General features: G+C 73.6%; 25 protein-coding genes. 13 read left to right on the forward strand and 12 right to left on the reverse strand.

Translation table 11 applies throughout. The features are described 5' to 3' along the window. Positions 1-50: 50 nt before the first annotated feature. The gene (locus tag AC27L3_RS04765; RefSeq protein ID WP_487232736.1) at positions 51-458 is read right to left on the reverse strand and encodes a guanyl-specific ribonuclease; all 408 of its coding nucleotides are present in this window, start codon (positions 456-458) and stop codon (positions 51-53) included. 143 nt (positions 459-601) lie between these two features. On the opposite strand from AC27L3_RS04765, the gene AC27L3_RS04770 reads away from it, so the two are divergent. The 4 genes from AC27L3_RS04770 (at position 602) to AC27L3_RS04785 (ending at position 2368) form a co-directional block, all read left to right on the forward strand. Next, the gene (locus AC27L3_RS04770) at positions 602-1243 is read left to right on the forward strand and encodes a helix-turn-helix domain-containing protein (protein ID WP_487232737.1); all 642 of its coding nucleotides are present in this window, start codon (positions 602-604) and stop codon (positions 1241-1243) included. Next, on the forward strand, positions 1240-1365 hold the full coding sequence (locus AC27L3_RS04775) for a DUF6126 family protein (RefSeq protein ID WP_344437179.1): 126 nt from the start codon (positions 1240-1242) through the stop codon (positions 1363-1365). The genes AC27L3_RS04770 and AC27L3_RS04775 overlap by 4 nt, the downstream gene beginning before the upstream one ends. 20 nt (positions 1366-1385) lie before the next feature. After that, positions 1386-2054 carry a TenA family protein gene (locus AC27L3_RS04780; RefSeq protein ID WP_487232738.1) on the forward strand — a complete coding sequence of 223 codons (669 nt, stop codon included), beginning with the start codon at positions 1386-1388 and terminating at the stop codon, positions 2052-2054. An 83-nt stretch (positions 2055-2137) separates the two neighbouring features. Next, positions 2138-2368, forward strand: a complete 231-nt coding sequence (locus AC27L3_RS04785) for a hypothetical protein (protein WP_487232739.1) — start codon at positions 2138-2140, stop codon at positions 2366-2368. A gap of 204 nt (positions 2369-2572) precedes the next feature. On the opposite strand, the gene alc is transcribed toward AC27L3_RS04785, so the two are convergent. Both alc and allB read right to left on the reverse strand, forming a co-directional pair. Next, entirely contained in the window at positions 2573-3667 is a 1095-nt protein-coding gene (alc, locus tag AC27L3_RS04790) for an allantoicase (RefSeq protein WP_487232740.1), read from the reverse strand. Further along, positions 3664-5031, reverse strand: coding sequence for an allantoinase AllB (gene allB / locus AC27L3_RS04795; RefSeq protein ID WP_487232741.1), 1368 nt, complete (start codon positions 5029-5031; stop codon positions 3664-3666). Before allB ends, alc begins: the two co-directional genes overlap by 4 nt. A gap of 157 nt (positions 5032-5188) precedes the next feature. On the opposite strand from allB, the gene AC27L3_RS04800 reads away from it, so the two are divergent. Next, positions 5189-5971, forward strand: a complete 783-nt coding sequence (locus tag AC27L3_RS04800) for an IclR family transcriptional regulator (protein WP_487232742.1) — start codon at positions 5189-5191, stop codon at positions 5969-5971. Between the two features lie 35 nt (positions 5972-6006). Here AC27L3_RS04800 and AC27L3_RS04805 read toward each other — a convergent pair whose 3' ends face one another. Next, positions 6007-6402: a DUF5955 family protein gene (locus AC27L3_RS04805; protein WP_487232743.1), complete on the reverse strand. Its 396-nt coding sequence runs from the start codon at positions 6400-6402 to the stop codon at positions 6007-6009. A gap of 161 nt (positions 6403-6563) precedes the next feature. Here AC27L3_RS04805 and AC27L3_RS04810 point away from each other — a divergent pair, with 161 nt between their 5' ends. Then, positions 6564-7214: a nucleotidyltransferase family protein gene (locus tag AC27L3_RS04810; protein ID WP_487232744.1), complete on the forward strand. Its 651-nt coding sequence runs from the start codon at positions 6564-6566 to the stop codon at positions 7212-7214. A gap of 102 nt (positions 7215-7316) precedes the next feature. Further along, a complete protein-coding gene (aceB, locus tag AC27L3_RS04815) occupies positions 7317-8912 on the forward strand; it encodes a malate synthase A (RefSeq protein WP_487232745.1) in 1596 nt (531 codons plus the stop codon). Between the two features lie 15 nt (positions 8913-8927). Here aceB and AC27L3_RS04820 read toward each other — a convergent pair whose 3' ends face one another. The 7 genes from AC27L3_RS04820 to AC27L3_RS04850 form a co-directional block, all read right to left on the reverse strand. Continuing rightward, positions 8928-10454, reverse strand: a complete 1527-nt coding sequence (locus tag AC27L3_RS04820) for a YfcC family protein (RefSeq protein ID WP_487232746.1) — start codon at positions 10452-10454, stop codon at positions 8928-8930. Positions 10455-10619: 165 nt separating this feature from the next. Beyond that, positions 10620-12014: an 8-oxoguanine deaminase gene (locus tag AC27L3_RS04825; protein WP_487232747.1), complete on the reverse strand. Its 1395-nt coding sequence runs from the start codon at positions 12012-12014 to the stop codon at positions 10620-10622. A 37-nt stretch (positions 12015-12051) separates the two neighbouring features. Then, positions 12052-12954: a factor-independent urate hydroxylase gene (gene pucL, locus AC27L3_RS04830; RefSeq protein WP_487232748.1), complete on the reverse strand. Its 903-nt coding sequence runs from the start codon at positions 12952-12954 to the stop codon at positions 12052-12054. Between the two features lie 4 nt (positions 12955-12958). Further along, entirely contained in the window at positions 12959-13297 is a 339-nt protein-coding gene (gene uraH, locus AC27L3_RS04835; RefSeq protein WP_487232749.1) for a hydroxyisourate hydrolase, read from the reverse strand. Further along, complete coding sequence (gene uraD, locus AC27L3_RS04840) at positions 13294-13827, reverse strand: 2-oxo-4-hydroxy-4-carboxy-5-ureidoimidazoline decarboxylase (protein WP_487232750.1); 534 nt, start codon at positions 13825-13827, stop codon at positions 13294-13296. Before uraD ends, uraH begins: the two co-directional genes overlap by 4 nt. Before the next feature lie 100 nt (positions 13828-13927). Next, positions 13928-14230, reverse strand: a complete 303-nt coding sequence (locus AC27L3_RS04845; protein ID WP_487232812.1) for a helix-turn-helix domain-containing protein — start codon at positions 14228-14230, stop codon at positions 13928-13930. 56 nt (positions 14231-14286) lie between these two features. Further along, complete coding sequence (locus tag AC27L3_RS04850; RefSeq protein WP_487232751.1) at positions 14287-14547, reverse strand: hypothetical protein; 261 nt, start codon at positions 14545-14547, stop codon at positions 14287-14289. A 103-nt stretch (positions 14548-14650) separates the two neighbouring features. Between AC27L3_RS04850 and AC27L3_RS04855 the strand changes: the two genes are divergently transcribed. From AC27L3_RS04855 to AC27L3_RS04880, 6 genes are all read left to right on the forward strand, one after another. Continuing rightward, positions 14651-15448, forward strand: a complete 798-nt coding sequence (locus tag AC27L3_RS04855) for a TIM barrel protein (RefSeq protein ID WP_487232752.1) — start codon at positions 14651-14653, stop codon at positions 15446-15448. A 173-nt stretch (positions 15449-15621) separates the two neighbouring features. Next, positions 15622-16530 carry a 2-hydroxy-3-oxopropionate reductase gene (locus AC27L3_RS04860; protein ID WP_487232753.1) on the forward strand — a complete coding sequence of 303 codons (909 nt, stop codon included), beginning with the start codon at positions 15622-15624 and terminating at the stop codon, positions 16528-16530. Then, a complete protein-coding gene (gene gcl, locus AC27L3_RS04865) occupies positions 16527-18254 on the forward strand; it encodes a glyoxylate carboligase (RefSeq protein ID WP_487232754.1) in 1728 nt (575 codons plus the stop codon). The genes AC27L3_RS04860 and gcl overlap by 4 nt, the downstream gene beginning before the upstream one ends. Positions 18255-18436: 182 nt before the next feature. Further along, positions 18437-19204: a hypothetical protein gene (locus tag AC27L3_RS04870; RefSeq protein WP_487232755.1), complete on the forward strand. Its 768-nt coding sequence runs from the start codon at positions 18437-18439 to the stop codon at positions 19202-19204. 963 nt (positions 19205-20167) lie between these two features. After that, positions 20168-20731, forward strand: a complete 564-nt coding sequence (locus AC27L3_RS04875; RefSeq protein WP_487232756.1) for a papain-like cysteine protease family protein — start codon at positions 20168-20170, stop codon at positions 20729-20731. Positions 20732-20741: 10 nt separating this feature from the next. Further along, positions 20742-21611, forward strand: a complete 870-nt coding sequence (locus AC27L3_RS04880; RefSeq protein WP_487232757.1) for a hypothetical protein — start codon at positions 20742-20744, stop codon at positions 21609-21611. A gap of 102 nt (positions 21612-21713) precedes the next feature. Here the strand turns inward: AC27L3_RS04880 and AC27L3_RS04885 are convergent, their stop codons facing one another. After that, positions 21714-23129 (reverse strand): SGNH/GDSL hydrolase family protein, encoded by a 1416-nt coding sequence (locus AC27L3_RS04885; RefSeq protein WP_487232758.1) that lies wholly within the window; start codon positions 23127-23129, stop codon positions 21714-21716. Positions 23130-23443 lie beyond the last annotated feature (314 nt).

The following is a 23443-nucleotide window of genomic DNA, read 5'->3' on the forward strand; positions in this document are numbered from 1 at the left end:
AAGAAGCCGCCGCCCTGCGCGGGCGGCGGCGGGGCGACGGCCGCGCGGCCTCAGCAGCCGAAGTCGACCAGGTCGAAGGTCTCGTAGTGGTCGCCGGTGTAGTAGTCCTCGTGCGCACCGCGACCGGTGACGATGCGGCGGGCGCCGCGGTCGCGGGAGCCCGGGGTGATGACGGTGTACTCGTGGTAGTAGCCGCTGTTCTGGTGCGGCAGGACGCCCTCACGGTTGGAGAAGACGACACCGTCCTTGGGGTACGGGAACGGGCCGCCGTTGTCGATCAGGCGCAGGGTGTCGTGGGCCTGCGAGGGCAGCTCGGAGTAGCAGACGTCCCCGACGCTGCTCGCGGCGGCGACCCGGGTGACCTGGGCGGGCGCGGCAAGGGCGGGGGTGGCGGTCAGCAGGGTGGCGGCGAGGGCGGCAACGGCGCCGAGGCGCGCAAAACGATGGGGGGTTGACATGGGCACAGCATCTCCCGTCGTGCACATGCCACGTCAAGAAGATGTCCGGAAAATTACCTTGACGTTCACCGGACACCGGCGGAATGTTTGCCTCAGAGGCAAAGATTTTGCCCCCCGGACAACTTGGTGGCTATACCGGAGGCATGTCGCCACCACTCGCCTCGCCCGGCGAACCCGGCACCGGGCACGTCCTGCCCTTCGTCGCCCCGCACCTGCGCGACCTGCGCCGGCGCAGCGGCCTGACCCTGGAGGGGGCCGCCGCCCGGGTGGGCCTGTCCCCCGCCCACCTCTCCCGGCTGGAGACCGGGCAGCGCACACCGTCGCTGCCGGTGCTGCTCTCCCTGGCCCGCGCCTACGGCACCACCGTCTCCGACCTGCTGGGCGAGGTCACCACCGCGTCCGATCCGATCGTACGCGCCGACCGCATGGCACCCCAGGAGGCCGGCGGCTGGACCTACTGGCGGGCCGGCGGCTCGGGGCGCGCCATGCAGGCGCTGCGGCTGCACGTGCCGTACCACGGCGGCGGCCAGGAGGAACTGGTGCGGGTCCACCCCGGCGAGGAGTGGCTCCACGTCACCCGCGGCCGGCTGCGGCTGGTCCTCGGCGATGCCACACACCTGCTGGAGGTGGGCGACGCCGCCCACTTCGACTCGCTGACCCCCCACCGCATCGCCGCCGACTCGCCCGGCGGGGCGGACCTGTTGTTCGTGCACACGTTGATGCAGAGCGGCGTCGCCGGGCTGTGCCTGGGCGAGACCGCATCCGACCGGAGGGCACTGCCATGAGCTTCCACGAGGAGGACCGCGCCCCCATGGGCATGACGGTCCGGGTCTTCATCTACCTCGTCGCCGTCCACTTCATCGCCGCCTTCATGTTCCTGCTGTTCTACCTGGGCGGCGCCGTATAGGCATCGCTACGCTGGGTGCCATGGCCCGTACCGCCCGGGAAGTCGTCGACGAAGCCGTCCGCGCCCTCGCGCCCCGAGCGCAGGACAACCCCCTGGTCGCCCGGATCGCCGCGGGCCGGGCGCCCCTGGCGGCCGTGGCCGCCCTCGCGCTCGAACAGCACCACGTCGTCCCCGCCGACCGCCGCAGCTTCGAGCACCTCGCCCGGCGGGCCACCTCGCTGGGCGAACCGGCCGTCGTCGCCTTCTTCGACCACCTCGTGCACGGCGAGGACGCGGCCCACGCCCGCCTCGCCCCGCTCGCCCGCGCGTGCGGCCTGGACGAGGCAGCCGTACGGGCCCACACGCCACGGGCCGGCTGCCAGGCGTACCCGGCGTACGTGGCCTGGCTCGCCCTGAACGCCGAACCCGTGGACGCCGCCCTCGCACTCACCGCCAACTTCGCCGCCTGGGGCGACTACTGCGCCACCGTGGCCCTCTCCCTGCGGGAGCACTACGGCTTCGACGACGAGGCGTGCGGCTTCTTCGACCTCTTCGGCACGCCCGACCCCGAGGCGGCCGAACGGGCCCTCGCCGCCGTGGGCACGGGGCTGGTCGACGGGCACCTCTCGCAGGAGCGGGCGCACCGCTACGGGCGGCTGCTGCAGGAGTACGAGGCGCTGTTCTGGCGCACGCTGGAGGCGCCGCCCTGACCTCGTGCGCCCGCACCACACGGGCGGGTGCAGGATCGGCGAAGCCCGGACACCGCGCGCCGCGCCGCGCCACGATGGCGGCCATGTCGCCAGAGCCGTACAGCCAGCCCGCACCGGTGCGGTGCAATCGGTGCCACAATCCCCTGTGGTGGGACATGACGCCGGGGCAGCCGCCCTGCTGGTACTGCTCGGTGTGCAACCACCCGCCGGAGCGCAAGGTCAACGCCGCCGCGTTCCCGCCGCCGTGTCCCGCGGGGTGCGCCTCCCCCGTCTTCGAGATGAGGGACGGCGCGCGCCGGCCCATCTGCCACTAGGCCCTGCCGGGCGGATCGTGCAGCGCCCTGCGGGTGCGTCGTGGCTTGTCGCGCAGTTCCCCGCGCCCCTTACGGGGCACTGCACCAGTCACCGCGCCCCGTAAGGGGCGCGGGGAACTGCGCGATCGGCCACCGACGGGCCGCAGTCGACGCACCACCCCGGGGTCCGGGCGAAGCGCCGCGCCCCCTACGGGGCGCCGTGGCTCAGGTCTGCGTCAGGGAGCCGTGCACTCGTAGGCGTGCGATGCCGCCGTCCGGGTGGATGTCCAGGCGGACGTGCGTGCCCACCGGGGCGCCCTCCGGCACGATCCTGTGCACCGCGTCGGGCTCCAGCCGCGTGCGGGGCACGATCTGCCGCCAGGTCGCGCCGGTGGCGGCGTCGAGGACCGACAGGTCGGCCCAGCCCGCCGCGTTGCCCTTGTAACAGCCCGTGTCGATCTCCACCGCCCGTATCCGCGCACGCCCCGTCAGCTTGTAGCGCACCCAGTCGTGTCCGCCGTCGCGGCGGCGGCGGGTCTCCCAGCCCTCGCCCATCGTGCGGGAGCGGCCGGGGAGGAGGGTGCCGACCGGGTCTGAGAAGAAGCGGTCGGACGCGTCCTCCACCATGCCGCCGTTCTCCAGGGCGGCGAGGTCGAAGGTGCCCAGGGCCGCGAGCCAGGCAGGGTCGGGTTGCGGTTCGCCGTGCACCCGCAGCCGGGCGATGCCGCCGTCGGGGTACTGCTTCAGGCGCAGGTGGGTGAAGCGCTGCCGCCCGCCGAGCGGGAAGCCGTGGGCCGCGTGCCCGCCGACGGGTGTGCGGGGCACCAGCTCCGTCCACGGCACGTCGTCGGCGAGGAGGTCGGCGACGCCCGGCGTGCCCGGCAGGTCGGTGCCCTCCAGGGCGACCGCCTGCGGGTGGTTGCCGCGGAAGTGGGCCGTGTCGACGACGACGCCGTGGACCGTGCCGGGCACGCCGAGCCGGACGAGCGCCCAGTCGTGGTCGTCGTCCGCGGGGTGCACGGCGGTGGCGGACGCACCGCGCCGGCGGCGGGTCTCCCAGCCGTCCATCACCTTGCCCTTGGGCCCGTACGCGGTGGGGTCGAACCGTGCGGGGCCGGGCACGAGCAGGTTCTCGCGGTCGGCGAAGAACTCGTCGTTGGCGGCGACGACGGACGCCCCGAGCCGCCGGTCGGCGAGGTCGGGCAGGTGGGTGAAGCCGAAGTCGGCGTCGGCGCCGCGGTAGTCGGCGTAGGGGTCGCCGCCGGCGTACGGGCGGGCGTTGCCGGTGAACGTCGGGAGGTGGCGCGGTGCGCTGCTCATGCACGCTCCAGGAGTCGGCCGGTGGGTTCGGTCAGGGGGGTGCCGTGGTCGGCGATCCGGCGGCCGCGCAGCCAGGTGGAGCGCACCACCCCGTACAGCGTGCGCCCCGCGTAGGCGGTGACGGGGTTGCGGTGGTGGAGCCCGGCCGCCTCGACGGTGAAGGTCTCGTCGGGGGCGAGGACGGCGAAGTCCGCGTCGCGGCCCGGGGCGATGGCTCCCTTGGTGGGCAGGCCGGCGAGGGCGGCGGGGGCGGTGGCCATCCAGCGGGCGACGTCACCGGGGCCGTGCCCGCGGCGCCGGGCCTCGGTCCATACGGCGGGCAGGCCCAGTTGCAGGGAGGAGATGCCGCCCCAGGCGCGGGCGAAGTCGGGCACCTTGAGGTCGGCGGTGCACGGCGAGTGGTCGGAGACGACGCAGTCGAGCGTGCCCGCGGCCAGCCCGCTCCACAACTCGTCGCGGTTGGCGGCCTCGCGGATGGGCGGGCAGCACTTGAATTCCGTGGCACCGTCGGGGACTTCCTCGGCGGTGAGGGTGAGAAAGTGCGGGCAGGTCTCGGCGCTTACGGGCAGGCCCGCCGCCCGCGCCCCGGCCAGCACGGGCAGCACCCGGGCCGAGGAGACGTGCAGCACGTGCACGCGCGTGCCGTGCCGCCGGACGGTCGTCACCAGCGCGGTGACGGCGTCGCGTTCGGCGTCGTGCGGCCGGGAGGCGAGGAAGTCGGCGTACCGGGGGCCGTCGGGCTGCGGGGCACCGGCCAGGCGGCCGGGGTCCTCGGCGTGCACGATCAGCAGCCCGCCGAAGCCGGCGATCTCGGCGGCGACGGCGTCGAGGTCGCCGGGCGCCAGGTGCGGGAACTCCGGTACGCCCGACGGGGAGAGGAAGGACTTGAAGCCGAGGACGCCGGCGTCGTGCAGGGGCCGCAGGTCACCGCGGTTGCCGGGCAGCGCCCCGCCCCAGAAGCCGACGTCCACGTGCACCCGGCCGCGCGCGGCCGCCTGCTTGCGCCGCAGGTGGGCCACGGTGGTGGTGGGCGGCAGGCTGTTGAGGGGCATGTCGACCAGCGTGGTGATGCCGCCCGCGGCGGCGGCCCGGGTGGCGGTGGGGAAGCCCTCCCACTCGCTGCGCCCGGGGTCGTTCACGTGCACATGGGTGTCGACGAGCCCGGGCAGCAGCACGTCGTCCCCGAAGTCCTCGGTGCGGGTGGCGCCGCCGGGCGGGGTCGCGTACGGCAGGACGGCCTCGATCCGGCCGCCGGTGACGGCGACGGCGGCGGGGCCGGTGCCGTCCGGCGTCACCACGCGGGTCGATCGCAGTAGGAGCTCCACGGTCCGCCTCTCGACAAGCCGGGGGAAGGGGTTCAACATTTCGTTGCACGCCGCTCGCCCGCAGTCTCCAGGGCCCCTCCCACCCCGTCAAGGCTTTTCCGGGACACGGAAGCTATATTTCACAACCCAGAAACCGGTCGGCGGTACCCCGGACGGCCGGTAGGCTTCTGCCCCCCTTCCCCCTTCAAGGAGCGCCGTGCCCCCGTCCGCCGAGCCCCGAACCGCAGCCAGCAGCGGTGGAGTCCAGTCCCTCGAGCGAGCCTTCGACCTGCTCGAGCGGATGGCCGACGCCGGTGGCGTGGTCGGGCTGAGCGAGCTGTCCGCGAGCAGCGGCCTGCCGCTGCCGACCATCCACCGGCTGATGCGCACGCTGGTGGCCTGCGGATACGTCCGGCAGCAGCCCAACCGGCGCTATGCGCTCGGCCCCCGGCTGATCCGGCTCGGCGAGAGCTCCTCCCGGCTGCTGGGCACCTGGGCCCGTCCGCACCTGGCCCGGCTGGTGGACGAGACCGGCGAGACGGCGAACATGGCCCTGCTCGACGGCGACGAGGTCGTCTACGTCGCCCAGGTGCCCTCTCGGCACTCGGTGCGCATGTTCACCGAGGTGGGGCGCCGGGTCCTGCCGCACACCACGGGCGTGGGCAAGGCGCTGCTGGCCCAGTCCCCGGACGCGGAGGTACGCGCCCTGCTGGCCCGCACCGGCATGCCGGCGGCCACCGAGCGGACCATCACCACCCCGGAGACCTTCCTTGAGGAGCTCGCCCGGGTGCGCGAGGACGGCTTCGCCGTCGACGACAACGAGCAGGAGATCGGCGTGCGCTGCCTGGCCGTGCCGGTGCCGGACTCGCCCACCTCCGCGGCCATCTCCATCTCCGGCCCCTCGGGCCGGGTCACCGAGGCGGCGACGGACCGGATCGTGCCGCTGCTGCGGCAGGCGGCCGCGGAACTGTCGGCCGCGCTGGCCGGTTCCGGCGCCTGACGGCGCGAGCGGCCGGCCGGATCCCGGCCGCGCGCCTACTCCCCCTCGCGCGGCCTGGGCACCTCGACGCCCGCGGCCGGCCCCGCCTCGTCCGCCGCGCCCTCCTGCGGCGCGGCGGAGCCGAAGCGCTCGACCGCGGCCCGCACCTCGCCCAGCGCCGGCGCGAGCGCGCTGACGGATCCGACGGCCCCCGCCACCAGCAGCAGCGAGCGGCGCAACCGGGAGACGTCGGGGTCGCCGGTGCGCACCATCGCGTCCAGGGCGGCGAGTTCGTCCTCGGCGACGTCCCGGTCGGGCAGGGCGGCGGGGTGGCCCGCGAGTTCCCGGCGCATCCGGGACACCGCGGCGCCCAGCTGGTCCACCCTCGGATCCGGCTCCCCGCCGGTCCGGCCCGCCCGTTGCGCGTCCACCACTACGGCGCCTTCCGCCACGACTGTCCCCCTCCCGTGCGCTCGCCCGCCCGCCGGATCAGTTAACGCCACTTTCCGTCCGCCGCGCCACACGCACAGCGAAATTGAGGCTGCGCGTTCGCGTGCGGGTGACGAACTGACGTACAGCGCACATCCGGCCGTGTGTGCGGTATGCAGGAGCCATGACGACGCCCCACGTTCCCGTGGTCGCGGGGCTCCTGCTGGCCGCGGGCGGCGGCCGCCGGCTCGGCGGCCGCCCCAAGGCGCTGCTGCCGTACGGCGACGGGCTCCTGGTGGACCACGCGGTCCGGGTCCTGCACGCCGGCGGCTGCTCCCCGGTGCTGGTGGTGCTGGGCGCCGGCGCGGACGAGGTACGGGATCGCCTCGCCCCCGCACCGGGGGCGACCCGCTGCATCGACAACCCCGACTGGGCGCGCGGCATGGGCACCTCCCTGCGCGCCGGCCTCGCGGCCCTGGCGGCGACGGACGCCGGCGCGGCGCTGGTGACGCTCGTCGACCAGCCGTACGTCGGCCCCGCCGCGGTGGCCCGCGTCCTGGCCGCCCACCATGCGGGAGCGAGCCTGGTGGCGGCCGCGTACGACGGCGGGCGCGGGCACCCCGTGCTGTTCGGGCGCGCGCACTGGCCGGGCGTGGCGGCGGCCGCCGAGGGGGACCGCGGGGCGCGGGCGTACCTGCACCGGCACGCCGCCGCCGTACGGCTCGTGGAGTGCGGGGACGTCGCGGCGCCGGACGACGTGGACACCCCGGCCGATCTCGCCCTCCTGGACCGCACCGGTGGCCACAGCGGCCCGAACGGCCCGATGCGCCATTGAACTTCCACAATGAGAAATCTATTCTCCACAGATCCGTTGCACCGGTGGGAGGTTGCACCGGTCGCAGAGCACCGCCGGAGACCCTCAAGGAGTGAGCGCCCCATGCCCGCACCAGCGCCGTCCCCGCTGGCAGTCACCCGCGCCCCGCACGTGGCACGGCAGGAGGAGGTGCTGACCGACGAGGCCCTCGCCTTCCTCGCCGCCCTGCACCACCGCTTCACCCCGCGCCGCGACGAGCTGCTCGCCCGCCGCGCCGAACGCCGGGCGGAGATCGCCCGCACCGGGCGGCTGGACTTCCTGCCCGGCACCGCCGGCATCCGCGAGGATCCGCACTGGCGCGTGGCCCCCGCCCCGCCGGCCCTCGAGGACCGGCGCGTGGAGATCACCGGCCCCGCCGACGACCGCAGGATGACCGTCAACGCCCTCAACTCCGGCGCCCGTATCTGGCTCGCCGACTTCGAGGACGCCTCCGCCCCCACCTGGCACAACGTCATCAGCGGTCAGCTGAACCTCCTCGACGCCCACCGGCGGCGCATCGACTTCACCACCCCCGGGGGCAGGACGTACGCCCTGCGGCCGGACGACGAGCTCGCGACCGTCGTCGCCCGCCCCCGCGGCTGGCACCTGGACGAGCGCCACCTGACCGCCGACGGCCGGGCCGTTCCCGGCGCCCTCGTCGACTTCGGCCTGTACTTCTTCCACAACGCCCGTCATCTGCTCGCTGCGGGCAAGGGGCCGTACTTCTACCTGCCGAAGACCGAGTCGCACCACGAGGCCCGGCTCTGGAACGACGTCTTCCTCTTCGCCCAGGAGTACCTCGGCATCCCGCGCGGCAGCATCCGCGCCACCGTCCTGATCGAGACGATCACCGCCGCCTTCGAGATGGAGGAGATCCTCCACGAGCTGCGCGAGCACGCCTCCGGGCTCAACGCCGGCCGCTGGGACTACCTCTTCTCCCTCATCAAGAACTTCCGTGACGCCGGCGAGGACTTCGTCCTGCCCGACCGCAACGCCGTCACCATGACCGCGCCGTTCATGCGCGCCTACACCGACCTGCTCGTGCGCACCTGCCACAGGCGCGGCGCCCACGCCATCGGGGGCATGGCCGCCTTCATCCCCTCGCGCAAGGACCCCGAGGTCAACGCCGTCGCACTGGAGAAGGTGCGGGCCGACAAGGAACGCGAGGCCGGTGACGGCTTCGACGGCTCCTGGGTCGCCCACCCCGACCTGGTGCCGGTCGCCCGCGCCGCCTTCGACGCCGCCCTGGGCGAGCGCCCCCACCAGAAGCACCGCCTGCGCGAGGACGTCCGCGTCGGCGCCGGCGACCTGCTCGCCGTGGGCGGCCTCGACGCCCGGCCGACCGCGGCCGGACTGCGCAACGCCGTCCAGGTCGCCCTGCGCTACATCGAGGCGTGGCTGCGAGGCACCGGGGCGGTGGCCGTCTTCAACCTCATGGAGGACGTCGCCACGGCCGAGATCTCCCGCTCGCAGCTGTGGCAGTGGGTCCGCGCGGGCGTCGTGCTCGACACCGGCGAGAAGGTGACGGACGCGCTCGTGCGCAAGGTCGCCGCCGAGGAACTCGCGGACGCGGGCAAGGGCGGCGCCTGGCAGGAGGCCCACGACCTCCTGCTGGAGGTGGCCCTGAGCGAGGAGTACGTCGACTTCCTCACGCTGCCGGCGTACGAACGGCTGGACTGAGGACCGCCGCGGGCACTACGCCTCCGCCACCGCGCCCAGGGCCACGAAGCCGCAGATCAACACCGCCAGGATGAGCAGCAGCGGCCACACGAACCGCAAGTACTTGTCGTAGCCCACCTTGGCCAGGGCCACCCCGCCCACCACCACCGCGGTGGTGGGCACCCACAGGTTCATCCAGCCGCTCGCCGCCTGCCAGGCTGTGACGACCACCGCCCGGGAGACGCCCGCGAACTGGGCCAGCGGGGCCAGGATCGGCATGGCCAGGGTGGCGTGGCCCGACGTGGAGGGGATGAGGAAGGCCAGCGGCAGGTTGACCACGTAGACCATGACGCCGAAGAGGGCCTCCGGCGCGCCGCTGACCGCGCTCTCGACGGAGTGCAGCACCGTGTCGATGATCTTGGCGTTCGTCATCAGCACGGTGATGCCGCGGGCCAGCACGATCACCAGGGCCGGCGAGACGAAGTCGGCGACGCCCTGGACGATGGTCGCGCTCAGGCGTTGTTCGCCCAGGCGCGCGACCACGCCCACGAGCACGGCGGCGACGATGAAGAGCGCCGCCAGCTGACCGAAGGACCAGTCGAGTTCCCAGCCGTAGGGGGTGGCGTCGGCCCGGCCCGTCAGGGCGCTCGCCCAGGGGATCACCGAGAAGATCATGAAGGCGAAGACGAGGGTCACCAGGACGAGCACGCCCTTGTGCAGTCCCGTCAGCTCCGGCGGCTCCTCGGCCTGGGCGGCGAGTTCGTGGTCGCCTGCGAGGAAGCCGACGAGCGAGCGCTGCGGGTCGGTGCGCACCCGGTGGGCGTAGCGGAGGACGTAGGCGATGGTCACGGCGGTCAGGACGAGCCACATCGCGAACCGCAAACCGATGCCGTCGCCGAGGGAGACGCCCGCCGCCGAGGAGGCGACCCCGGTGGCGAAGGGGTTGACGGTGGAGGCGAGGACGCCGACGCCCGCCCCGAGGATGATGGTGCCGGTGGCGACCATGCGGTCGTAGCCGAGTGCCAGCATCAGCGGGACCAGCAGTCCGTAGAAGCCGAGCGTCTCCTCCGCGAAGCCCTCGACGGTGCCCAGCAGGGAGAAGACGGTCATGACGGCGGCGATGAGCAGGCCGCCGCGGTGCCGCAGCCGGTGGGCGAGCCGTTCGATGCCGCGGTCGAGGGCGCCGGTGGCGAAGACGACGGTGATGAAGGCGCCGATGGCGAGGACGAACAGGAACACCGCGGCGCTGCCGTACAGCACGCCCACCCCGTCGGGGGCGACCTCGCCGGTCTTGAGGTCCCGCACACCGTAGAGCCCGTTGACCGGGGCGAGGAAGAGCTGGCCGAGGCGGTGACCGAAGCCGCCGGGGGCGGCCTCGTGGTGGTACGTCCCGTGGACGGGGTTGCCGTCGGGGCCGCGGTCGTAGGAGCCGGAGGGGACGAAGAAGGCGACGATCCACACCAGGACCGTGACGGCCGCGAGGACGGTCAGGGCGCTGGGGAAGACGAATCCGCGCTTCTCCCCCTCCCTCTCTCCCTTCCCCTCCTCTGGTTGCTCCTCCACGGCGGGACCCCTTCGGCACGGGCGGACGATCGTCCCGATTGTCCCGTAATGGAGGGTTTCGCCCTAGCCGCCACGCGAGGACCGGGGCACGGCGGTGCCGCGCCCCGGTCCCGCCGGCCGAGGGCCGTCCCCCTCGGCGGCTCGTGGTGGCTCCGCCCGGCCCGGTCAGCCGGCGGCCAGGCGGGCCAGGCGCCGGGCCTCGTCGCGCGCGCGGCGGGCGACGGCGTCCTCGTCGGCGGTCACCAGGTGCCCGTCCTCGACGACCACCCTGCCGTCGATCAGGGAGAGGGCCACCGGCGCGGGCGGGCCGAGGACGAGTGCGGCGACGGGGTCGGCGATGGTGGAGTGCCCGAGCCCGTCCAGCTTCCACAGCACCACGTCGGCGAGCTTGCCCGCCTCCAGCGAGCCGGTCTCGGCCGCCCGTCCGAGCACCCGGGCGCCGCCGTGGGTGCCCAGGCGCAGCGCCCGGCGCACCGTCAGGGCGTGCTCGTCGCCGGCGAGGCGGTGGACGAGCAGGGCGTTGCGCAGCTCGGTGTGCAGTTCCCCGGACTCGTTGGAGGCGGTGCCGTCGACGCCGAGGCCGACGGGCACTCCGGCGCCCAGCAGGGCGGGCACGCGGGCGATGCCGGCGGCGAGGCGGGCGTTGGAGGAGGGGCAGTGGGCCACGCCGGTGCCGGTGCGGGCGAAGGCGGCGATGTCGGCGTCGTTCATGTGGACGCAGTGGGCCATCCAGACGTCCTCGCCCAGCCAGCCGGTGGACTCGAAGTAGTCGGTGGGCCCCATGCCGAAGCGTTCCTTGCAGAACTCCTCCTCCTGCACGGTCTCCGAGCCGTGGGTGTGCAGGCGCACGCCCTTGCGGCGGGCGAGGGCCGCGGATTCGCGCAGCAGCTCGGTGGTGACGGAGAAGGGGGAGCAGGGGGCGACGCCGATGCGCAGCATCGAGTCGAAGGAGGGGTCGTGGTGGGTGTCGATGGCCTCCTCGGTGGCGATCAGGGCCTGCTCGGTGCTCTCGACGGCGAAGTCGGGGGGCAGGCCGCCGGCGGAGGCCCCGAGGTCCATCGAGCCGCGGGTGGGGCTGAAGCGCACGCCGAGCTCGCGCGCGGCGCGGATCTCGGCGCCGAGGAGGTCACCGCAGCCGCGGGGGAAGACGTAGTGGTGGTCGGTGGTCGTCGTCACCCCGCCGCGCATCATCATGGCCAGCGAGCCGCGCGCGGCCTCGTACACCATGGGCTCGTCGATGCGGGCCCAGACGGGGTAGAGGGCGGCGAGCCAGTCGAAGAGGGCGGCGTCCTGGGCGAGGCCGCGCGTGAGCCACTGGTAGAAGTGGTGGTGGGTGTTGACCAGGCCGGGGGTGGCCAGGTGGCCGGTGCCGTCCACGCGGCGGACGACGTCGGCCAGGTGGCCGGGGGCCGGGCCGGGGCCGACGGACTCGATCCGGTTGCCGGCCACGACGACGTGCCCGACGGCGTGCTCGGTGTCGTCGGCGTCGACGGTGGCGACGGCGCAGTTCTCGATGACGATGCGGCCCGTGGGGCGCCGCGTGGGGGCGGGGGGTGTCATGGGCTGACGTCCTCGTGCTCGCAGGTCGGGGGTCAGGCTAGGGGAGGTTGGTCAGGTCGACCGGTATGCGCGGCCGGGCGCCGTCGCGCAGGACGGTGGCCTCGATGAGCCCGTAGGGCCGGTCGGCGGCGTAGTAGACCTCGTTGTCGTTCTTCAGGCCGAAGGGTTCGAGGTCGACGAGGAAGTGGTGCTTGTTGGGCAGGGACAGCCGGATCTCGTCGATGCCGGGGCACTCCTGCAGCACGCGCTCCCCCATCCGGTAGAGCGTCTGCTGCAGGGAGAGCGAGTAGGTGGCGGCGAAGGCCAGCAGGAGGTGCTCGCGGATCCGCTCGTAGGAGCCGTCCCAGGGGGTGGCGGGGTCCGGTTCCGCGTCGCCGGGCGCGGCGGCATGCCGCCAGACCGCGTGCACCTCGGTGGCCAGGACGCGGTCCCGGGTCTCGGGCAGGGTGGTGTAGCGGTCCTTGGCGTAGCCGGTGAACTCGGAGTCGGTGGAGTTCAGGACGGTCAGGTGCTTCAGGCCCGTCAGCACCTCCCAGCCGTCGCCGTCGTGGGTGACCTGGGCCGTGCGCGTCTCCTGGTGGCCGCGCACGAAGGAGTGGTGTTTCGGGCCGGGGGTGGGGATGCGGCCCCAGGCGTGCTCCTCGATGCGGATGCGCGCTCTGGTGATGGGGTCGTGGTGGGTGACGAAGTGCCGGGCCAGCCGGATGCCGAACTGCTCGGCGGAGGTGATGCCGTGCTCCTTGGCGAAGGCGAAGACGGTGTTCTTGGTGGTGTCGGTGGTCAGGACGTTGGCGTTGGACCCCGACAGGTGGACGTCGGCCATGTCCCCGGAGAGGGCGACCGAGACGGTGAGGTCCTTGATGTGGTGGGTGGGGCCGTCGCGGGTGATGCGCACGACGCGGGTCTCGGCCTTGCCGTACTGGTTCTGGCCCAGGATCACGGTGCTAGCTCCCTCGGTAGACGGAGTACCCGAACGGGCTGAGCAGCAGGGGTACGTGGTGGTGCTCGCCCGGCGCGACGGCGAAGGTCACCGTCACCTCGGGGAAGAAGGCCCCGCCCGCGCGGCGGGCCGCCACGTCGAAGCGCAGCCGGGCGGCGGTGGCGCCGGGCGGCAGGGGCGCCAGGCCCGTGCAGCGCCCGTCCGCGTCGGTCGTGGCGGATCCGGCCGGGGTCCAGCGGCCGGCGCACAGGGCGCTCAGCTCCACCCCGAGACCGGCGGCCGGGCGGCCCGCGGCCGTGTCCAGGACGTGGGTGGAGACGGTCGCCGCCGGATGCCCGGTCATGGTCCTACCGTCCCTTCCGCGGCGGGCGATTGCACGGCCAGGCGGGCCAGTCTGAGGCGGTTGATGCCGGCCAGCTCGCCGCGCACGACCTCCCGCTCGCGCTCGGCGGTGTTGCCCAGGCGCCGGCGCAGCGCGTCGCGCAACTGCTCGGCCGTCAGGCCGGTGGCGCAGATCAGGAAGACGTGCCCGAAACGCTCCTGATAGGCGAGGTTGAGCTCGGTCATCTCGGCCCGCAGGGCGGCGGGGGCGTCCGCCATGCCGCGCTGTTCCCGTGCGGAGACGGCATCGCCGGGCCGGGGCCGGCCGATCGGCGGGTGCCCGGCCATGGCCTCGGCCAGCGCGGCCTCGCCGAGGCGGGCGACGGCCGCGTCGCTGGCGGCCAGCAGCTCCTCGGCGTCGCGGTACGGGCGGCCGGCGAGGACGTCGTCGGCCCAGGCGGTGCTGGTGCAGATCTCGTGCAGGGCGGCGCGGGCGGCGTCCTGCCCGGCCGCGTTGAACCGGGCCAGGCCCGGCGGCGAACTCGCAGTCACGGTGCAGACCTCCGCAGATCTCCGTGGCGCATCGGACGAGCGTGCGGACAGCTAACGCCCTCCGGGGGACTGCGTCAACAGTTTGTTGAATAAACCCCGGTCATTCGGCCGCCCGTTGGCGGTTGAGGTAGTTGTAGATGGTGAAGCGGCTCACCCCGAGCGCGGCGGCCACGGTCTCCACCCCGTGCCGCAGCGCGAAGGCGCCGCGCGCCTCCAGGTTCCGCACGACCACCTGCTTGGTGGCACGGTCCAGCTCCGCCAGCGGCCCGCCGTGCCGGCGCTCCAGCTCGGCGAGTATCCCGCCGAGCGAGGCCGACAGGTGCGGCAACCGCACCGCGACGACCTCGCGACCCTCCCAGGAGAGCACCACGTCGTCCTCACCGGCCTCCTCCGGCGCCAGCATGTCCCCGCCCAGCGCGTCGACGAGGGGGCGCAGGGCCGACCGGAAGGGATGCTCGCTCAACGGTCGCCCGCCTCTTCCCCGTTGAGGACGTTGACCTGCAGCGACACCCGCGTGGCACCGGCCTGCAGGGCCTCGCGCAGCAGCGTGTCCAACGCCCCGAGGACGCCCTCGGCGCCGCCCTCGACGGTGTTGCCGAACGGGCCGATCTCGACCGCGTCCAGCGCGGCGCGCTGCACGGCGTCGCGGGCGGCGACGGCGTGCGGCGGGGGTTCGTCGAGATCGAAGGGCTCGGTGGTGAACTCCAGTCTCAGTCGCACGGGTTCACGGTACTTGACAGGGCGGCGGGGCGGCGGCAGCCTGCAGGACACGCCTCGTGGATTCGGAAATCACTTTCCGCTATACGGAAGGAGGCGGCTTCCGATGGACCGCTTCGCGGTGAACCTCTCGATGCTCTTCACCGAACTCCCCCTGCTCGAACGCCCCGCGGCCGCCGCGGCCGCCGGCTTCACGGCCGTGGAGATGTGGTGGCCCTGGCCCGGCACGCCCGTACCGGACCGCGACGAACTCGACTCGCTGGCCGCGGCGTTGAAGAACGCCGGTACGCAGCTGGTCGCGCTCAACTTCTACGCGGGCCGCCTGCCCGGCCCCGACCGGGGCGCCGCCTCCGTACCCGGCGAGGAATCCGCACGCTTCCGCGCCAACACCGCCGTCGCCGCCGCCTTCGCCGGCGCCCTGGGATGCCGGGCCCTCAACGCCCTGTACGGCAATCGGATCGAGGGGGCCGACCCGCGTCACCAGGACGAACTCGCCCTGGAAAACCTCGCGCTCGCCGCGCGGGCCGCGGCCGACGCCGGGGCGGTGCTGCTCGTCGAAGCCCTCAACGCGACCGAATCACCGCACTACCCCCTCACGTCCTCGGCGCGGGCCGCCCGGCTCGCCGACACCGTGAACGCCGCGACCGGCCTGGACAACGCGCGCCTGCTCCTCGACCTGTACCACCTGGCGGTGGAGGGCGAGGACCTCGCCGAGGCCATCGCCCGCCACGGGGCGCGCGCCGGCCACGTCCAGATCGCGGACGCGCCGGGGCGCGGGGCGCCGGGGACCGGCTCGCTGGACTTCCCCGACATCTTCGCGCGGCTGGCGAAGGCGGGGTACGGCGGGTGGATCGGCCTGGAGTACCGGGCGGCTCCGCCGCACCGCTTCACGTGGCTGCGTTGACCGCCCTGGCCGTACCACGGCGCCCCGTAGGGGCGCGGGGAACTGCGCGACAAGCCACGACGCACCCCGCAGATGCGGGCCGTCGGTGGCCCGTCGCGCCCACGCGGCAGCAGCCGCAGATCGGCACTGCCCCGCGCCCCTGACGGGCCCCCAACCCGCCGAAAGGACACCGCATGGCCCCCGCACTGCCCTCCGTCGCCTGGATAGGACTCGGCGTCATGGGCTCCCCCATGGCCGAGAATCTGCTCGCCGCCGGTTACCGCGTCACCGGCCACACCCTCGAACCGCACAAGCTCGACCGTCTCGCCGCCCGCGGCGGCGTTCCCGCCGCCTCCGTGGCGGAGGCCGTCGCCGGGGCGGAGGTGGTGGTCACGATGCTGCCCGCCGACGCCGAGGTGCGGGCCGTCGTCCTCGGGGACGGCGGCGTCCTGGAGCACACCCGCGGCGACACGCTGCTCATCGACATGTCGACCGTCTCCCCCGGCACCGCCGTGGCCCTCGCCCGCGCCGCCGGCCCACGCGGCGTACGCGTCCTGGACGCGCCCGTGTCGGGCGGGGAGGCGGGGGCCGTCGAGGGGACGCTGTCGGTGATGGCCGGCGGCGAGGCGGGGGACTTCGCCGCGGCCCTGCCGCTGCTGCGCACCCTCGGCACGACGGTCACCCACTGCGGCCCCCACGGCACCGGTCAGACCGTCAAGGCCGCCAATCAGCTCGTCGTGGCCGCCACCTTGCAGGCGTGTGCGGAGGCCGTGGTGCTGCTGGAGAAGTCGGGGGTGGACCTCGCCGCGGCCCTGGACGTGCTGGGCGGCGGCCTGGCCGCCTCCGCCGTTCTGTCCCGCAAGCGGGAGAACTTCCTCTCGCGCACCTATCCGCCGGGGTTCCGGATCGACCTGCATCACAAGGACATGGGCATCGTCCTGGCGGCCGCCCGCGAGGTGGGTGCGGCGCTGCCGCTGGGGGGTCTGGTGGCGGCGCTGGTGGCGGCGGCGCGGGCGCAGGGCGACGGGGGGCTCGACCATTCCGCCCTGTTGCGGGGCGTGGAGCGGCTCTCCGGCCTCACGCCGAAGGGGGAGGCGGCATGAGCGTGCCGATCGTCCCGGCGATGGCGGCCGCCGTGCACATCCTGCGCGACGAGGGTGTCGACGTCGTCTTCGGCTGCCCGGGGGCGGGGATCCTGCCGCTGTACAAGGCCCTGGAGGTGGACGGGCGGATCGCGCATCTGATCGTGCGTCACGAGGCGGGGGCCGCCCACATGGCCGACGGCTGGGCGCGTACGAACGGCCGGGTCGGGGTCGCGCTGGCGACGTCCGGGCCCGGTGCCACCAACCTGGTGACCGGGCTGTACACGGCCTTCGCGGACTCCGTTCCGATGGTGTGCGTCACCGGCCAGGCGGTCTCCGGCAAGCTGCACCAGGAGGCGTTCCAGGCGGTGGACATCACGGCGGTGGTGCGGCCGGTGACCAAGTGGGCCGTGCAGGTCAAGGAGGCGGCGCAGATCCCGTGGGCCTTCCGGGAGGCGTTCCGTATCGCGCGGGAGGGGCGCCCCGGGCCCGTCCTGGTCGACATTCCGCTGGACGTGGCGCGGCGGGAGATCCGCTACGACGCGGGGCTGGACGCCCCGCTGCCCCTGCGGACGGCGGCCCCGCACCCGCCGAGGGTCGAGGCGGCGCTGGAGATGCTGCTGGCGGCCGAGCGGCCGCTGGTGCTGGCGGGCGGCGGGGTGGTGCTGGCCGAGGCGGCGGCGGAGTTGCGGGCGCTGGTGGAGCGTCTGCGGGTGCCGCTTCAGGTGACGTTGATGGGCAAGGGCGTCATCGAGGACGACCACGAGTTGAACATGGGCACCACCGGCATCCAGACGTCGCAGCGCTATGCCAACGCCTCCTTCCTGGAGTCGGACTTCGTGCTGGCGGTGGGGGCCCGTTTCGGCGACCGGCACACCGGTGACGACCTCGCGGTCTACCGCGGACGGCGCGCGTTCGTGCACGTGGACGTCGACCCCGGCCAGCTGGGCCGGGTGGTCGAGCCGGACCTCGGCATCGTCTCGGACGCCCGGCTCTTCCTCGCCGCGCTGCTGGAGGCGGTCGGGCGCCGGGGCGTACGGGCGCCGGCACGCTGGGGGGCGTGGCGGGAGCGGTGCCGGCATCTCAAGGGAACCCTGACCCGCCGGGAGGACTTCACCGGCGTGCCCGTGAAGGCGCCGCGCGTCTACAAGGAGATCAACGAGGCGTTCGGCGAGGACACCTACTTCGTGACCGCCATCGGCCTGTACCAGATCTGGGGCGGCCAGCATCAAAGGGCCCACCGCCCACGGCACTACCAGGTGTGCGGGCAGGCCGGCCCGCTGGGCTGGGAGGTGCCGGCGGCCATCGGGGTGAAGACGGCGCTGCGCGGCATGGGGCGGGGCGCGACGGAGGTGGTGGGGATCGTCGGCGACTACGGCTTCCAGTACACGGTGGAGGAGCTGGCGGTGGCGGCCCAGTACGACATCCCGTTCGTCCTGATCATGCTCAACAACGAGTACCTGGGGCTGATCCGGCAGGCGTCCGTCGGTTACGGCATGAACTATCAGGTCGACGTGCACTACGACGAGCGGGGCACCGACAACGTGGCGCTGATGGCCGCGTACGGCTGCGCCGGCCGCCGGGTGGAGACGCCCGAGGAGATCCGGCCGGCCGTCGAGTGGGCCCGCAAGGAGGCAGTGGCGACCTCGCGGCCCGTCCTCGTCGAAATCATGATCGACCGGGAGGCGAACACCCCGCACGGCCCGAACATCGATTCCGTGCGGGAGTTCGAACCACTTCCGTGACATGAGCCCCTGCGGCCCCGTAAACCTCCGGGCGGCGGCGCACGACACAAGACCGGTCGCGCCCGGCGCCGCCGTCCGGAGCACATGAGCCGCCCTGCCTTGCCGATTCGCTCCCCGGCCGCCCCCGCATCGTGGACGATGGGGATCCCCACTTCCCCTAGGACCCTTCGCTGGAGCCGAAGATGGCCAAGAGCGTGCCGGTGCACTGCCCCACGTGCCACCGGGAGCACTCCTTCACCCCACCGACCTTCCCCTGCGCCTGTGGAGCACCGCTGACCCTGCCCGTGCCGGCCGACGCGACGCCGGAATTACTGGCCCACCGCAGCTGGCGCGACTCCTGGGTCGCGGTGCGCTGCCCCGCGTGCGACCGGCAGGGCCAGTGGCCCCGGCCGGAACTGGGCTGCGCCTGCGGCACCGTGGTCCGCCTGCCCGTCGTACCGCCCCGCGGGGACGCCACCGAGCCGGGCGCGGCGCAGGCGGACGCGACGGAGCGCGGAGCCGCCGAGCAGCGCGCGCCCCGGTCCGCGGCCGGCCGGGAGCGGCAGCGACCGCGGGCCGCCGGGCCGTTCCGCCCGGTGCCCATCCGCACCGAGCGCGACGCGGTCATGTCGGCCGAGCGCTACCTGCGCTGGCTCGGCTACACGGACGTGCGCCGACCCGGCGTCCGCGCGGCCCCCACCGCCTCCGGAGTGAACCTCCGCGGCTCGCGGGTGATCGCCCGGATCGACCCCACGACCCTGCCCACCACGCTGCGTGACGTGGAGTGCCTGTGGCTGCGCAGCCTCATGGAGGACGTGACCGGCATCTGCTTCTCGCTCGCCGGCTACGCCCGGGACGCCCGGTGCCGGGCGGACGACCTGCACCTTCCGCTGTTCGTGATGGACCTCACCGGTGCTCCGCAGGCCCTGAACGACTGGGCGGACGACCTGCTGCGCACGGGCCGCCCCTGAGGCGCGCATCCCCATGGCGCACCGTGGGCACCACCGGGTCCCGCACGCTGCGTGAAACCTCAATTCTTGCTCTGAACTGCCCTCCTCCCATGGCCAGTTGAGCGGATCGAGGCGGAGACTGAACACAGGGCCCGCGAGCCACGGGGGACCGCGGGCCCGTCCAACGGGGGAGCACGGGGGAACAACGGGGGAAACGCAGGAGGGAACGGGGGACAACGGGGGGAACGAGGAAGAGTTCGACGGGGGAACCGGGGGTGGTGGGAAAGGCCCGCGAAGGGCCGCCCCACCGCCCCCGGCCCACGTGCGCCGGCGCCCCGCAGGGGGCGCCGGGCTTCTCCCGGACCTCGCGGTGGCACCCCGTCTGCGGGCGTGTCGTGGCCAGCCGCGCAGTTCCCCGCGCCCTACGGGCGCTGCCGATCCGCCGGACCGGCGCGCCGCTGACCGAGCCACCATCGGCGGTTCCCGAGCGGCTGTGGCGGCTGGTGACCCGGTGCCCTTGAAGGTACCCCCGTGTCCGGATGCGTTGCGCGGTGTGTCGGCTGTTCGAGAGGCGCACGCTTTTCCCGGGGGCCTTCTCTTCCCTTTCGAGACCCGCGTGTTCGCTCCCATCACTTTCGGCTCCGGTGCCGCGCCCGGGATCCGGTGATTTCATCATGGCATTCACCAGGGCCGACCGGACGCAACCGCGCTCCCGACACCTCCCGGCCCGCGGATCGGGGGCGTTTGCGGGGCCGCGTCACCGGGTTCCGTTTCGCGAAAAAGCCCACGCAGGATGCTTATCGGGCGAATCACCCACTTGAGCTAGGTTCCTATTCACTCCTCGTATGTCGCGGGCACATGCGTGCTCTCATGTCGCTGGCCCTGGCGGGCACCGGGCTCCCTCCGGAAGGGAGAACCCGGCGCCTGCCGGGAGGCCGGATCAGTCCCGTACTCGTCGCACCCATCACACGGGAAGGCAGGCATATGGGCAGAATCAGGTTCGCGACCACGGCATCGGCGGTGACGCTGGCGGTGTCGGGGTTGCTGGCGGCCGCGGGAGGCACGGCACACGCCGAAGCGGGCTACGACAACATCAGCATGCTGAAGCAGGAGAAGACCCAGTGGTGCTGGGTCGCCTCCGGGCTGACGATCGCCAAGTTCCAGGGCTACGGCTCCACGCAGACGGACTTCTGCACCAGGGCACAGCCGTACTACGGCTGCAACAACCAGCCGGCGACGCTCGACGACATGGCCCGGGGCTGGAGCAGCCTCGGCATGACCCACCCCGGCTCGGGCCTGGCCAGCGCGGCCACGTTCAACCAGGTCTACACCGACGTCAAGGCGGCCCGCCCGGTCGCTGCCCGCATCGGCTGGACGTCCGGCGGCGGCCACATGAACGTCGTCTACGGCTTCGACACGTCGAACAACACCATCGCCGTCGGTGACCCGTGGCCGGACACCGCCACGTACACGTGGTGGAACTACAACGACTACGTCAGCAACAGCTCGTTCAAGTGGACCCACTCCCGCATCGGCATCTCCCGCTAAGGCAGGCGACATGCGCTACATCAGGGGCACAAGAGCGTCCAGCGAGCGGGCCGTCTCCCGGCTCTCCCGTCTGTCCATCGTCCTCGCACTCGGCGCGTCCGCGCTGCTGTGCGCCGTCGGTCCGGCCCAGGCCAAGGACCCGCTCCCGGCGGACATCCCCGACTACCAGGCCGCCCTCGACGCGGTGAAGTCGACTGCGGTGCGCAACAGCGTCTGCCGGTTCCTCAGCGCCCCGCTGCCCGCGGGCGGCGGAACCGCGACGGTGAACCCGATCCCCGAGAAGGCCGATCCCTGCGAGGGCCTGCCGGCGTTCACCATCAAGGACCCGGTGGCGCTGAACGAGATCACGCCGGCCTTCGTCGCCGGCACGGCACGGCCGGTCGCCACCGAGGCCGTCAAGCTCACCCACCTCGTGTCCGCGTTGAACGCCCCCGTCAACGGGCGCAACGCCACGGTGTTGCTCGCGCCCACCCCGGGCGGCGGCTGGCACCTGGCCGCGGTGCGCGACGGCGACGACGACGCCGTCCAGGCGAGCAAGGCCACCGTGGGCACGCTGGTGTTCACCGAGCCGCAGATCCGCGGCTGGTACCAGCTCAAGCTCACGACCGTCGAGCCGCTCAACGACCAGGCCCGGCAGGGCCTCGGCGGCCAGACGTCGGTGTCGCTCGCCGACTACCAGAACCTGGTCAAGACGCGCTACGCCGACAAGCAGCCCGGCTCGGAGTACGACACCAAGGGCTTCTCCAGCGGTTACGGTCCGGGGCACCCGCCCGGGCGGCAGGCGTCGACGACTCCACTGATCGTCGGCGGTTCGGGCGCCGCGCTCGCCCTCGCCGGCGGCACCCTCGTCATGCGCCGCAGGCGCGCCGGGTCCCAGTGACCGTACCGGCGCAGTAAGGCCCCCTCCCCCCTCCCCCCTCCCCCCTCGCCCCGGGCCCCGGCCACTCGCCGGGCCCGGGGCGAACCCGTTCCCTCGCACTGGTCACTGCTGCGCGTCCGGCGTGCCCGGGGAGGCGGGCGCCGCCGCCCGGGGGCGGCTCAGGGCCTGCTGGTCCGCCAGAGCGATGGCCAGCTCGCCGGCCGCGGTGGGGTGGAGCGGCGCCCGGTCCGTCGGCCCCTGGACGAAAGGATCCCTGCTGCACAGCTCGTGGCCACTGAAGTCCGCTCGAACCGCGGTGAACCCGGAAGCGAGGGCCCCCTGCCGCAGTACGGCGTTGAGCTCGGCCAGCCGGGACCGCAGGACCTGTGCCTTCTGCGTGGTCAGACCTTCCTTCGTCAGGCAGTCGACCGTACGACCGAAGGGTTCGTAGTACTCGTTGACCAGGACCCTGGGGCGCTGCGGCAGGGCGGCGAGCTGCCTCAGCAGTTCCTGGTAGTCGAGTGCGAAGTGGGCGAGCCGGTCGCGGAAGTAGGCGTTGGTCGCCCGGTCGTCACAGGCCGGGGCCGCGGCGCACAGCCGGACCAGGTCCTGCCAGCGCACGTCGTTGGCACCGATGCTGAGGGCGACCACCGAGGCGTGGGCGGCCCGCTGGGCGACCGCGAGCTGGGGCTGGGCCGTCTGCTCGGTGAGCTTCTGCGGGCCGAGGACGCCGTCTCGTACGGTGGCGCCGGAGCAGGCCAGGTTGAGGACGTCCCAGTCGTTCACATCGGCCAGCTTCCTGGCGAACGCATCACGGCTGCGGTCGCAGGCCCGGTCCAGGGCGTCGCCGTCCTGGAGCGGCCTGTTGCCGGAACCGGCCGCCGTCGAGTCGCCCAGGACCACCGCCCGCACACCGGACAGTGCCGGCCCGGAGGCCGGCTGGACGGGGGTGAGCGGTGCCCTGCCGACGAGGTCTTCCAGCGTCCGCACCTCGTGCAGGACGCGGGGCGTGCCGGCGGCGAGCAAGGAGAAGCCGATGCCGTTCAGCGCGATCACCATGACCAGGCCGCTGCCCAGCAGCACGGCCGTACGGTGGGGTGGCGTGCGCCGGAGGCCCGTCGCCGCGGCGATGACGACCAATACGACGCCTGCGGACACGGCGGTCTCCCACAGGGCGTAGCGCCACCAGCCCGACACCAGTTTCCCGCCCGCGCGGGACAGCTCGGCCTGTCCCTGTCCGGACCGCAGGAGCTTGGTCACTTCGGCGTCGACAGTGATGTGGGTGAGCTTCAGGCGCGGCCGGATGGGCCCGTCGAAATGTGGCCTTGTGGCCAGCTTCTGCCCGAACAGCTCGAGCTCGCCCGGCCCGGACAGGTCACCGTCCGGCGGTGCGGCGCCCACCTGGACGGTCTGTCCGGCCACAGACACCGACTGCAAGGGGGTGATGCGGATGCTCAGCCACACGGCTGCCGTGGCCACCACCATCAGGACCAGTGCGCAGCCGAGCACCATCGGTGCCTTTCGCAGCGAGAAACCCATCGGCACATCCTCTCGGTAGCCGCACCCGGCTCTGGTCGAGTGTGTCCAGCACTCCTTCCCGGCACTCGCGACCGTCTCCCACCTCCAGCTGCCTCGCATCGCCGCCGGCGGTGGTGCGGTCCCGCGGTCGCGGCTTTCAACCAGTGGCGTCGGTCGGGCCACCTGGCACGGATCGAGAACTGCTCCACTCGCCACCTTGTGCGACTGCGGCGGCCCTGGGCCCGGGGCCGAAGGACGGCACCGGGTCCACGGCCGGGTGGGAGGAGATGCGCGGTGCGGGCGTCGCACGATGAGGAGGGGGACTGTCGTGGGCA

The organism is Streptomyces sp. PKA51 (assembly GCF_057552455.1).